The sequence below is a fragment of the Streptomyces sp. P5F9 genome, from assembly GCF_057961495.1.
Genome location: NZ_JBXVPZ010000309.1, coordinates 1 through 11,759 on the forward strand (window position 1 = coordinate 1; position 11,759 = coordinate 11,759).

12 protein-coding genes and 1 pseudogene are annotated in these 11,759 nt (G+C 71.8%); 11 read left to right on the forward strand and 2 right to left on the reverse strand.

The features are described 5' to 3' along the window. Positions 1-852 (reverse strand): AfsR/SARP family transcriptional regulator (locus AC31A1_RS35370; RefSeq protein WP_489657239.1); only part of this gene is annotated, 852 nt, incomplete at its 3' end. 402 nt (positions 853-1,254) lie between these two features. Between AC31A1_RS35370 and AC31A1_RS35375 the strand changes: the two genes are divergently transcribed. Together AC31A1_RS35375 and AC31A1_RS35380 are read left to right on the forward strand one after the other, a co-directional pair. Continuing rightward, positions 1,255-2,142: a hypothetical protein gene (locus tag AC31A1_RS35375; protein ID WP_489657240.1), complete on the forward strand. Its 888-nt coding sequence runs from the start codon at positions 1,255-1,257 to the stop codon at positions 2,140-2,142. A 137-nt stretch (positions 2,143-2,279) separates the two neighbouring features. Further along, a complete protein-coding gene (locus tag AC31A1_RS35380) occupies positions 2,280-2,735 on the forward strand; it encodes a hypothetical protein (protein ID WP_489657241.1) in 456 nt (151 codons plus the stop codon). Between the two features lie 145 nt (positions 2,736-2,880). On the opposite strand, the gene AC31A1_RS35385 is transcribed toward AC31A1_RS35380, so the two are convergent. Continuing rightward, entirely contained in the window at positions 2,881-3,228 is a 348-nt protein-coding gene (locus AC31A1_RS35385; RefSeq protein ID WP_489657242.1) for a hypothetical protein, read from the reverse strand. Between the two features lie 167 nt (positions 3,229-3,395). On the opposite strand from AC31A1_RS35385, the pseudogene AC31A1_RS35390 reads away from it, so the two are divergent. The 9 genes and pseudogenes from AC31A1_RS35390 (at position 3,396) to AC31A1_RS35430 (ending at position 11,695) form a co-directional block, all read left to right on the forward strand. Next, positions 3,396-4,077, forward strand: a pseudogene (locus AC31A1_RS35390) (response regulator transcription factor). After that, positions 4,074-4,859 carry a HAMP domain-containing protein gene (locus AC31A1_RS35395; RefSeq protein ID WP_489657243.1) on the forward strand — a complete coding sequence of 262 codons (786 nt, stop codon included), beginning with the start codon at positions 4,074-4,076 and terminating at the stop codon, positions 4,857-4,859. Before AC31A1_RS35390 ends, AC31A1_RS35395 begins: the two are co-directional and overlap by 4 nt. After that, complete coding sequence (locus AC31A1_RS35400; protein WP_489657244.1) at positions 4,823-5,089, forward strand: hypothetical protein; 267 nt, start codon at positions 4,823-4,825, stop codon at positions 5,087-5,089. Before AC31A1_RS35395 ends, AC31A1_RS35400 begins: the two co-directional genes overlap by 37 nt. Beyond that, entirely contained in the window at positions 5,086-5,877 is a 792-nt protein-coding gene (locus AC31A1_RS35405) for an ATP-binding protein (RefSeq protein ID WP_489657245.1), read from the forward strand. The genes AC31A1_RS35400 and AC31A1_RS35405 overlap by 4 nt, the downstream gene beginning before the upstream one ends. Positions 5,878-5,991: 114 nt before the next feature. Further along, the gene (locus AC31A1_RS35410) at positions 5,992-7,347 is read left to right on the forward strand and encodes a class I SAM-dependent methyltransferase (RefSeq protein WP_489657246.1); all 1,356 of its coding nucleotides are present in this window, start codon (positions 5,992-5,994) and stop codon (positions 7,345-7,347) included. Next, positions 7,344-8,534, forward strand: a complete 1,191-nt coding sequence (locus AC31A1_RS35415; protein ID WP_489657247.1) for an FAD-dependent oxidoreductase — start codon at positions 7,344-7,346, stop codon at positions 8,532-8,534. Before AC31A1_RS35410 ends, AC31A1_RS35415 begins: the two co-directional genes overlap by 4 nt. Continuing rightward, entirely contained in the window at positions 8,524-9,777 is a 1,254-nt protein-coding gene (locus AC31A1_RS35420; protein ID WP_489657248.1) for an NAD(P)/FAD-dependent oxidoreductase, read from the forward strand. Before AC31A1_RS35415 ends, AC31A1_RS35420 begins: the two co-directional genes overlap by 11 nt. After that, a complete protein-coding gene (locus AC31A1_RS35425) occupies positions 9,774-10,493 on the forward strand; it encodes a DUF1365 domain-containing protein (protein WP_489657249.1) in 720 nt (239 codons plus the stop codon). The genes AC31A1_RS35420 and AC31A1_RS35425 overlap by 4 nt, the downstream gene beginning before the upstream one ends. After that, complete coding sequence (locus AC31A1_RS35430) at positions 10,490-11,695, forward strand: class I SAM-dependent methyltransferase (RefSeq protein ID WP_489657250.1); 1,206 nt, start codon at positions 10,490-10,492, stop codon at positions 11,693-11,695. The genes AC31A1_RS35425 and AC31A1_RS35430 overlap by 4 nt, the downstream gene beginning before the upstream one ends. The last annotated feature ends 64 nt before the right edge of the window (positions 11,696-11,759 follow it).

The window sequence follows — 11,759 nt, forward strand, 5'->3', positions numbered from 1 at the left end:
CGCCGGGCCCCCGAGGCCGCCGGCCGGCGGCCTCGGGGGCCCGGCGGGTTCCCGCCCGGTGCTGTGCGGGCGGGCGGTGCCGGGTCGGCGCGGGGTGCCCGCCACCTGTATGTCGTTGGTCAGTGCCGCCTGGTGCAGTGCCTGCAGCTCCGGGCCGGGATCGATGCCCAGCTCCTCGCGCAGGACCGCGCGGCCCTCCCGGTACGTGCGCAGGGCGTCGGAGACGCGGCCGGTGCGGACCAGCGCGGTCATCAGCTGACCGCGCGGCCGTTCCCGCAGGGGGTGGGCGGCGACGTGCGCGAGCAGCGGGGCGATGGTCCGGTCCGCGCGGCCCAGATCGAGCTGCAGCCCGAAGGACTCCTCCTGCGCGACGATCCGCAGTTCGGCCAGCCGGGACGCCTCGATCCGGGCGAACGACTGGCCCAGTCCCTCCAGCGCTTCCTGGCCGCGCCACAGCGCCAGCGCCTCGCCCAGCAGATCGGCGGCCTCCTCGTGCTGGCCCGCCGCGGCGGAGGCCCGGCCCGAGGCGAGCAGGTCCTCGAACCGGCGGGCGTCGACCTGGGACGGGTCGAGATCGGCGACATAGCCCGGCGGCCGTGTCCGGACCACCGTGTCCGGCGTGACCTGGGCCAGTGCCCGGCGTACGGCGGAGACATGGGTGGCCACCAGGGCGCCCGCGGTGGCCGGCGCCCGCTCGTCCCAGACGCAGTCCACGAGCCGCTCGGTGGAGAGCACCTCGCCGAGGTGGACGACGAGTGCCGACAGGACTGCCAGGGGTCTGACGCCGCCGAGCGGGGCCCGCCGGTCACCGGCCCACACCTCCACCGGACCGAGCAGCCGCACTTCGAACATCGTTCCCCGATCGCCGCACCACCCGCCCGATGGAGCACGGCAAAGATAGCGGCGAACATGCCCACGACATAGCGAAGGCACAGCAACGGCCGGACCGCCGTGACCGGATTCGATCGATTCGGCGGACCGGTGTCCCTCACCTGCGACGTCAGGGCAGGTGATGTCTGTTGTGCGCGCCTCTGCTCAAGGGGGCGACGCTCCTCTCTCCTCTCCCCGGTTGACTGGTTTTCGACGGTCGGCGATGCCTGTCGCGTGCAGGGGAGACGGTTCTCCGGCCGCCCTCGTATGAGCGCCGGAGAAAGAAGAAAACCTTGTGGGCCGGGGGCATACGGAAGTGACCCGTGGGGCGTCAACGGCTCGAAAGCACCACGTCCGTTCGATCAGAGCCCCGGGAGGCGCCCCATGCACCGCTGGACCTTGGCCCTGCTGACCGCCGGCCTGCTGGCGACGACGGCCACCGGATGCGCGGGCACCACGACCGCCCCCGGGGCGTCCGCCGGCCGCACGCCCCGGGCCGCGGGCAGCACGGCGGAGACGCTACGGCTCGCCGAGCAGCTCCTCATCAAGACGTGCATGGAGAAGGAGGGACACAAGTACTGGGTCGAGCCGGCCGGCCCCGACGACGTCTCGATCCGTTTCCCCTACGTCGTGGACGACCCGGCATGGGCCAGGGCCCACGGCTACGGCACCGATCTGCGGCGGCAGCGGGAGGCCGAGGTCCGGAGGGACCCCAATCAGCGGTACTTCCACTCCGTGCCGGCCAAGACCAGGGCCGTCCTGGTCAGCGACCTCAACGGGGCGCGGCCGCAGGGACTCTCGGCCCGGCTCCCGAACGGCATACGGGTCTCCCACAGCGACCAGGGCTGCCAGGCCACCGCCCAACGGCAGCTCTACGGGGATCTCCAGGCCTGGTTCCGGGCCACCCGGGTCACCGACAGCCTGGCCGGCATGCGCGTCGGCCTCGTGACGGACGACAAGCGCTACAAGGCGGCCGTCAAGCCGTGGGCACGCTGCATGCGCGAGCGGACGTACACCTACGCGGACCCGGCCCGGGCCCGTGCCGCGGCCACCCTGCCGGAGACTCCGTGGCCGCACGCCGAGGAGGTACGGCTGGCCTCGGCCGAGGCGGCCTGTGCCGTCTCCAGCGGCCTGTCGTCCGTGGCCAAGTCGCTGGACTCCGAGTACCGGGACCGGCTGCGGCGGAGCCACCCCCGGGAAACGGCCGATCTCGCGCGCCTCAAGCGCGAGGCGCTGCCCCGGGCCCGCGCGATCGTCGCGCACGGCGCCTGAGCCCGGCCCGCCACCTCCCCTCCACCACACACAGACCACCACGGCCGTAGAGCCGTGGGCGCAACACCCCACCGTGGGCGCAACACCGCACCGTGGGCGTATCACCCCACTCACATCACAACGAAACGAGGGAAACCATGTCCGTCAAGCGTCTCCTCACCGTCGCGGCCTCGGCCGCCGCCGTCGCCGCGCTCTTCTCCCCGGTCTCCAGCGCCAGCGCGCTGGACGCGGGCACCCAGAAGACCGCGACCGCGCAACTCTCCGGCGACGGCTACCTCCACGTCTACACCCAGCCCTACGGCGGCGGCCACGAGTGCAAGTGGACCGGCAACTCCGACAACTGGGGCACCTGCCGCAACCTGACCTCCGACATCTGGAACAACGGCTACGCGGGCGGCCTCGACGCCGTCGACCTGTACACCGCCCCCAACGCCGGCGGCGCGCACGCCTGCATCAGCCAGGGCGACCGCTGGTGGGACACCACGACCGGCAACTACCGCTTCACCTACGGCGCGGGCCTGGACCAGTTCGGCAAGACCGTCAACAACAACATCTCCTCGCACCGCTGGGTGGACTACTGCAGCCAGGGCTGAGGACCTGACGGACTCGCCCCGGTACGCCTGCGGGGGTACCGGGGCGAGTTGCGTGAGCACCGTCGTCGTTCGCCGGTCCAGGTGTCCTCGCCGCTTCCGCGCGGCGCTCGTTCGCTGTCGACTCAGCCGGCTGCTCGGTGCGTGATCAGCACGGCACCCCGCTCACCCTGCTGAGCTGGCTGTCCGGAACCCATCCTGCCCACCCGCCGGTGGAGTTGTCGCGGACGTAGTTCCATCCCACCCCTCCGATGTAGCGGTAGCAGTGGAGGTCGACGACGTGGGTCTTCTGGCCCTCGGCGCACGCGCTGGCGGAGGTGGAGGCGGTCTGGCGGAGCTTGGTCGCGTTGTTGATGAAGTACGCGCCCCAGGGAGGGGAGTCCTTGTCGGTGGGCGCCCAGTAGGAGCCGGCGGTCGCGCACGGCTTCCAGGCGTCGGCGGCCTGAGCGGTGCCCGACAGGAGGACGCCCTGAAGCCCGGCGGCGACGGCGATCACGGTTGCCGCGGTTGCGAGGCGGGAAGTCAACGATGTCATCGAGAGCCCGTTCTGGATCCTTCGCGGTACGTTCCGGGGACGACGATGACAAGACGGCCCTGTGGGAAGCCGAAGGTTCCTGAAAGACCTTCAGCTTCCCCACAGGGCCGGACCGCCATCCTGGAGCCATGCGAATACTCGTGGTCGAGGACGACCGCCGGCTTGCTGAATTACTGCGCCGCGGGCTCGTGGGTGAGGGGTACGCCGTCGACATCGTCCTCGACGGGCGACGGGGCCTGGAGATGGCGCTGGAGAACACCTACGACGCGCTGGTGCTCGATGTCATGCTCCCGGGACTGAACGGCTTCGGGCTGTGCGGTCGGCTGCGCGAGGCAGGCAGGTGGATGCCCGTGCTGATGCTCACCGCCATGGACGGCGAGTACGACCAGGCCGAAGGACTCGACCTCGGGGCCGAGACGTCACCAAACCGTTCTCCTTCGTCGCGCTGGCCGCCCGGCTGCGCGCCCTGATCCGCCGGGGCCGTCCCGAACGGCCGGCCGTGCTGCGGATCGGCGACCTGGAGATCGATCCGGCCGCCCGCCGCTGCCGACGCGCGGGCACGGACGTCGTGCTGACACCACGCGAGTTCGCCGTCCTGGAGTACTGGCCCGCCGCGGCGGGGAGACCGTGTCCAAGTGCGAGGTCCTCGAACACGTCTGGGACGACCCCTTCGACGGTGACGTCAACATCGTCGAGGTCTATGTCAGCGCGCTGCGCCGCAAGATCGACGTGCCCTTCCGGCGGCACACCATCCGCACGGTTCGCGGTGCCGGCTATCGGCTCGACGCCGCGGAAGGGAGCGGGCCGTGACCTGGGGCCGTGCCGGGTACCTGCTGCGCCGCCTGCGACCGGCCACCATCCGTACGCGACTGGCCCTCCTGGCCGTCGTCGTCACCCTGGTTCCGCTGAGCGCGGGCGCGGTGTCCATCGCGCTCATGGAGCGCACCTCCCTGCTGCAGGGCGCCGCTCGCCGGACGTCCGCTATGGCTGCGGACGTCTCCACGCCGCTGAACACCGCGGTGGACCTGCCCGACTGCACCCGGTCCTTCCAGCGGGTGCAGCGCCTGAGCAACAAGAACGTCAGCGTGTGCCGACCTACGCGGCAGGCCGGTCAGAGCGCGGGACAGCTGTCACTGCTTCCGTGGGCCGACCCGGCCGGCGGGCCCGTACCGATCCGCACCCTCGTCAACCGGTCGTCCATGGAACCAGGCCTGCCCCCGAGCACTGTCGTCGTCGCTCAGTCCCTCAAGGCCGAACAGGCCCGCCTGAACACCGTCGTCCGGGCTCTCCTCGGTGGCGTCGCGGGGATCACGCTGCTGGTGTCGGGCACGACATGGCTCGCCGTAGGACGGGTGTTGCGCCCGGTCGAGGCGATCCGCGCCGACTTCGCCGACCTGAGCGCACACCACCTCGACCGGCGTGTCCCGGTCCCTCGCACGGGCAACGAGATCGCCCGCCTGGCCCTCACCATGAACTCCACCCTCGACCGCCTGCACAAAGCCGTCGACCAGCAGCGCCAGTTCACCGCGGATGCCTCCCACGAACTCGCACGCCGTTGGCGTGTCTGCGCACCGAGCTCGAACTCGCCCTGAACGACCCTGCCGCCGCCGACTGGCCGCGGACCGTCCACGACGCCCACCGGGACACCATCCGCCTGCAGGACCTGACCGAGAACCTGCTGCTGGCCCGCCTCGACTCCCAGCACGGCGGCCTGGTACCGCGTCAGGCCGTCGACCTCACCGACCTCGTGCGTGAGGAGACCGCGCGTCGCCGCCGGCCACCCGGCATCGTCCTCGACGTCCGCCCCCGCCCGGCCCCGTGACGGTGCGAGGCCATCACGCCCTGCTCGCCCGCGTGCTGGGCAACCTCCTCGACAACGCCGAACGCCACGCGATCAGCACCATTACCGTCCGCCTGACCCACGACGCCGCACACCGCCAAGCCGTCCTCGATGTCCAGGACGACGGCCCCGGCATTCCACCCCACGACCGCCGGCGGATCTTCGAACGCTTCACCCGCCTGGACGACGTACGCACCCGCGACACCGGCGGCACCGGCCTCGGTCTGGCCATCGCCGAGCGCATCGCCGTCACCCATCACGGCATCCGCAGGGCAGGGCCCGTCACCACATCGAGGATGCGGCGGGACGACGGACGGCGTGCCGGTATCCCCGCCCTTCAACAACGCTTCGAGCGTGCGGAGTTCGGCCGCCCGTCCGGCGAAGCAGCGGGGGACGGGAGGGAGTTGCCGCGGCTTGGGGAGCCCGGAAGAGTGGCTCTCGACTGCCGCCCGCAGCAAGCCGAGTTGACGTCTCTCGGCGGGAGTGGCGCTCAGCTCGTCCAACAGCCTGTCGAGCGTGGTGCTCCGCAGCGGTGTCCGGCCCTTGAAGCAGGCGTACAGGCTGCTCGGCGAGATGTTGACCTGCCGCGCCGGCACCGTGCGGTCGAGGTAACGGCCCCGCCGTTGTTCGGAACGGCGGATCGCCCTCCACGGAGCGACCGCCGGATCCTGGCGTACGGGGCAGCCCCGCGAGCCGTTCGTTCGAGGCGGGTCTTCGGGCACCGGTCGTCTCCACGCGCCTGGTCCGGGCGGGCGCGGCGTTCACAGTAGTCCAGTGTTCTCCAGCCCTGGGAGCACAACGGCACAACTCGTGGTCCTGTTACGGCCAGTACCCCAAACTCCCCCTTGACCGGCCGGTGTTCGACCCAGTGCCTGAGGAGAACCGTGACGGAAGCAGGATCCACACCCGCTCTGCGGGAGACCACGACGAAAGGCACGGCGGGACGTGTCGCCGCGCTGTCCCGCACCCTGTTCGGAGCCGACCTGCCGGTGGGCCTGCGCGTCTGGGACGGCAGCAGTGCGGGCCCGCAGGACGGCCCGGTGCTGGTGCTGCGCACTCCCAGAGCCGTCCGGCATCTGGTGCGCAGTCCCGGCGAGATGGGGCTGTCCCGCGCCTACGTCACCGGCGAGCTCGACATCGAGGGCGACTTGCGGCAGGCCCTGCGGGCGTGCCTCGACTACGTCCGGACGGTCCGGGGGAAAGGTGTCCGCAACCCCGGCGCGCTACGGTCGCTGCTGTCGCTCGGCGTACGGCTGGGCGCCCTCGGCCTCCCGCCGAAGCCACCGGCCGAGGAGGCCGAACTCACCGGGCGGGCCCACACCCCGCTACGGGACCGGGCCGCGGTCGCCCACCACTACGACCTGGGCAACGAGTTCTACCGGACCATCCTCGACGAGACCATGACGTACTCCTGCGGTCTGTGGACCTCCGACGCTCCCGAGTACCGTCCCGAGGACGCTCAGCGCGACAAGCTCGACCTCATCTGCCGCAAGCTCGACCTGCGTCCGGGCTCACGTCTGCTGGACGTCGGCTGCGGCTGGGGCTCGCTGGTCGTCCACGCCGCCGAACGGCACGGGGCGCGGACGACCGGGATCACCAACTCGTCCCGTCAGCACGAGCACATCACCGCCCGGCTCGCCGAACGGGGCCTCGCCAACGAGGTCGAGGTCAGGCTCCAGGACTACCGGCAGGGCGCGGGGGACTCCTACGACGCCGTGTCGTCCGTCGAGATGGGCGAGCACGTGGGCGCGGAGAACTACCCCGAGTACTGCGCGATGCTCCACCGCTCACTGCGGCCGGGCGGCCGGCTCCTTCTCCAGCAGATGTCCCGCGGCCGGGCGAGGCCGGGCGGCGGCGCGTTCATCGAGTCCTACATCGCGCCCGACATGACGATGCGTCCGCTGCCGCAGACCCTGGCACACCTGGAGAGGGCCGGGTTCGAGATCCGGGACGTCCTGTCCCTGCGCGAGCACTACGTCAGCACGATCGACGCCTGGTCGGAGCGGCTGGAGACCTCCTGGGAAGAGATCGTCCACCGGTTCGGCGCGCGCCGGGCGCGGATCTGGCGGCTGTACCTCGCCGGCGCCTCCCTCGCCTTCGAGGGGAACCGGATGAGCGTCCACCAGATCCTCGCGGTACGGACCCGACCGGACGGCGGCAGCGGATTCCCGTCCGTCGCGGACCCGTCCGGGGTGAACTGGGCGCTGTCCGCAGCCGTAGGACCGGAGGCGGCTGCGTGAGGATCTGCGTCATCGGCTCCGGCATCGCCGGCCTGACCACGGCGTTCGCCCTGTGCGACCACCCGGATGCCGAACTCACCGTCTACGAACAGGACATCCACTTCGGCGGCCGCGCCGACGTGGGCCCCGGGGGCGAGCACTGCCCCCGCTTCTTCATGGACGACTACCGTCACCTCCTGCGGATCCTCGGCATGATCAAGGGCCCCGACGGCAGAACCGTCCACGAGAGCCTGCGCCGCGTCCGCCGGTTCGCGCACACCGAGACCACCGGCTGGGTGGAGATCTCCCACCTGTACCGCGCGCTGGCGAAGGAGGTCCCGCTCCGCGAGAAGCTGAAGAGCCTGTGGGCGTGGCGTCCCTCCCCCCTGCTCGCCGAGAAGCATTTCCGGGGGCGTGGAGACAACCGGTACGGATCGGCGCGCAACTACTCGGTGATGTCGCTGGCCCGCATGGCGGCGAACCTGTTCCGCGCCAAGACCGCCTTCGTGCTCCCCGGGGCCACCGACGAGTATCTGGTCGACCCCTGGGTGGCCCACCTGCGGGAACGCCGGGTCACGCTGACGGCGGACCGCCGGGTGTCACGCATCGAGCCGTCAGGCGGGACCGTCCGGGTCCACACCCGTGCGGGAGCCGAGGAGTTCGACGCGGTCGTGGTCACGGCCTTCGTCCCCGACATGGTGGCGCTCCTCGACGCGTCCCGGATCGACCATGCCGTCAGCGAGGCCGGCCACACCCACTGCGTCGCGTTCACCGTCGACCTCGACACCCGCGAACCGGTCCTGCGGGAGCCCGGCCCCGTCATGTACTCCCGCGACGGGATCAACATCCTGGTGCAGCCCCAGGCCGGCCGGTGCGTCGTGCTGTGCACGCTCAGCCCCCGCACCGACGAGGAGTACGTAATGGAGAAGGTCCGCCGGCACCTGGACCTACGGCATCCCCTCCGGCGGGTGCGCACGCGGCCGAACCAGCGCCCCGGCGAGGCCATCCTCGCGGGCGACTACCTGAGACGGGACCGGATCCTGCGGCGGCCGGCCCCCCACGTGTACTTCGCGGGGTCGGCGATCCACAACAGCTATCCGATCGACTCGGCCGAAGGGGCGGCCCGGACGGGGCTGACGGCCGCGGCACAGATCCGCCGGGACCTCGGCCTGCGGACCGGACACGAGGGGAGCGTCCATGGGGCCTGAGAGGATCGCGGTGATCGGCGGTGGCATCGCCGGTCTGACCGCCGCGTACCTGCTGCGCCACCGCTACGACGTGGTGCTGTTCGAGGCCGCTCCCCGGCTCGGGGGACACGCCGACACGCACGACGTGACCACACCCGACGGCGCGGTCGTGCCGCTCGACACCGGATTCCTGGTGCACAACCTCCGCAACTACCCGCAGCTGCTGCGTCTGTTCGCCGAACTGGACGTCCCGACCCAGGACAGCGAGATGTCGATGAGCATCCGCTGCCGCGGCTGCGGTCTCCAGTACGCCGGCGGCAGACGCGGGCTGGGCCTGGTCCCGGGGCCGGGAACGGCCGGCCGCGCCTATCTCCACCTGCTCTCCGAGATACCCCGGTTCCATCGCGAGGCCCGCCGGCTGCTGGCATCCGGGGACACCGGTCCGACCCTGGGCGGATTCCTGGAACGGCACCGGTTCACCCGCTACTTCGCCGACCACTTCGCCCTGCCGCTGGTCTCGGCGGTCTGGTCCGCGTCGGCGGAGATCAGCACCGCTTTTCCGGCCGTGCCGCTCTTCACCTTCCTGCACCACCACGGCTTGCTCAGCGTGCGGGCGATGCCCCGGTGGCGCACCGTCCGCGGGGGATCCCGAACCTACGTCGAGCGGATCGCCGCGCGACTGCCCGAGGTGCGGACCGGCACACCGGTCCGGGGGATCACCCGGCATTCCGACGGCGCGGAGGTCACCGACGCCGCCGGCACGATCCACGCGTTCGCCCGGGTCGTCGTCGCCACCCACGCCGACCAGGCCCTGGCACTGCTCACCGACGCCACGACGCCCGAGAAGCAGGTCCTCGGCGCGTTCGGCTACTCGCGCAACGAGACCTGGCTGCACACGGACGCCTCCGTCCTGCCGTCGAGACCGCGGACCCACGCGTCCTGGAACCTTCTCAAACAGGGCTGCCGCGGTGGCGGCCCCGTCCTGGTGAGCTACCACCTCAACCGGCTGATGCGGCTCAGCGAACCGCTCGACTACCTAGTGACGCTCAACGGCTCCACGGAGGTCGACGAGGCCGCGGTCCTCGTCAAGCGGGTCTACGAGCACCCGATCCTCACCCTCGACACGCTCGCCGCCCAGCGCAGACTCTCCCGGCTCGACAGCCCGGTCGTGGTGTACGCGGGCGCCTACCACGGCTGGGGCTTCCACGAGGACGGCTGCCTGGCGGGCGTGCGCGCGGCCGCGGCGCTGGGCGCACGGTGGTGAGCGCCACCCTGTACGCCGGGCGACTCACCCACGTACGCCTCACGCCGCTGCGGCGCGTCTTCCGGCACCGCCTCTACCTGTGGCTGGTCGACCTCGATGACCTGCCCGCCTACCCGTGGTGGCTGCGGCCGTTCACCCGGATCCTGCCGTCCGACCACTTCGGGGAGCCGGACCGTCCGCTGCGCGCCAATGTCGACGCCTGGCTGCGCGGCCGGGGGATCGACCTCACCGGGGGACGCGTCCTCATGCTGACCTCCGCTCGGGTGCTCGGGTACGTCTTCAATCCGCTGACCGTCTACTGGTGTCTCACTCCGACGGGAGACCCCGCCTGCGTGATCGCCGAGGTCCACAACACCTACGGGGAGCGCCACTGCTACCTCCTGCGGACCTCACCGTCCGGACACGCTCGGACGGCCAAGCGCTTCTACGTCTCCCCGTTCCTGGAGGTGGCCGGGGAGTACCGGATGCGCATGCCCGTCCCCCGGGAACGGCTCGCGCTGACCGTCGCGCTCGTCCAGGACGACCGGACGGTCTTCACCGCCTCCCTCACCGGCCGCCACCGCGGGGCCGGGCCCGGCGATGTCCTCCGGGCCGTCCTCACCCACCCGTTGCTGCCGCAGCGGATCAGTCTCGGCATCCGCTTCCACGGCATCGTGCTCTGGCTGCGCCGTCTGCCGGTCCTCCCTCGTCGACCCGCCGGAAGGACACCCCGATGACCATGACCATGGGCGAGGCCCCGCCCCTGCTCACCGACTCCCCGACAGCCCCGGTGCGGGCGCGGATGGTGGAGGGACTGTTCCGCCGGGCCATGCGTTCCCTCCCGGTACGGGTGGCCTTTCCCGGCGGGGAGCGCCTCGGGCGCGGCGGCCCGGACTCACCGGTGATGAGGATCGTCCGCCCGGCGGAGTTCTTCTCCCGCCTCGCCGTCGTCGGCCCCGTCGGGTTCGGGGAGTCCTACATGGCGGGTGACTGGACGAGCACCGATCCGGCGGGCCTGCTGACGCCGGTCGCGGCCCGCCTGACCCGCCCCGCCCGCCGGTCCGCGACCGCGTTCCGGCGGTGGGCCGACCAGAGCCGTCCGGACGCGGAACGCAACACCCTGGAGGGAGCCCGCTCCAACATCAGGCGCCACTACGACCTGTCCAACGAGTTCTTCGGGCTCTTCCTCGACCCGTCCATGACCTACTCGTGCGCGCTGTTCGGCCCCGGCGACGACCTGCACGCCGCGCAGATCCGCAAGATCGACCGCATCCTCGACCTGGCCGGCGTCGGTCCGGGGACGCGGATGCTGGAGATCGGGACCGGCTGGGGTGCGCTGGCCGTCCGGGCGGGACTGCGGGGCGCCGAGGTGACCACGCTGACCATCTCCCCACGCCAGCGCGACCTCGCCCGCGGTCGGATCGCCGAGGCGGGCGTGGCCGACCGGGTGACCGTCCTCCTCCGGGACTACCGGGAGGCCGAGGGCGAGTACGACGCGATCGTCTCCGTCGAGATGCTGGAGGCGGTGGGGGCTGAGTACTGGCCGGTCTACTTCGCCACCCTCGACCGTCTCCTGGCGCCCGGCGGCCGTGTCGCGCTCCAGACGATCACCATGCCCCACGACCGTATGCTCGCGACGAAGGATGTCCGCACCTGGATCCAGAAGTACGTCTTCCCCGGAGGCCAGATTCCCTCGCTCCGTGCCGTGGAGGAAGCGCTCGGCCCGACCTCCCTCCGCGTCGACGGGCGCCACCGGATGGGCGACCACTACGCGCGGACCCTCGCTCTGTGGCGCTCGCGCTTCCTCGCCCACGACGAGGTCGCCGCCTTCGGGTTCGCCCCGGCCTTCCCGCGTCTGTGGGAGTTCTACCTGGCGTACTCGGAGGCCGGCTTCCGATCCGGCTACCTCGACCTCTGGCAACTCCGGCTCACCCGCTGAACGGGCCGGGCCCGGCGGGATCGCGGGCCCGGAGCGCCCCCCCCGCGCGCCCCGGACCGTGGAC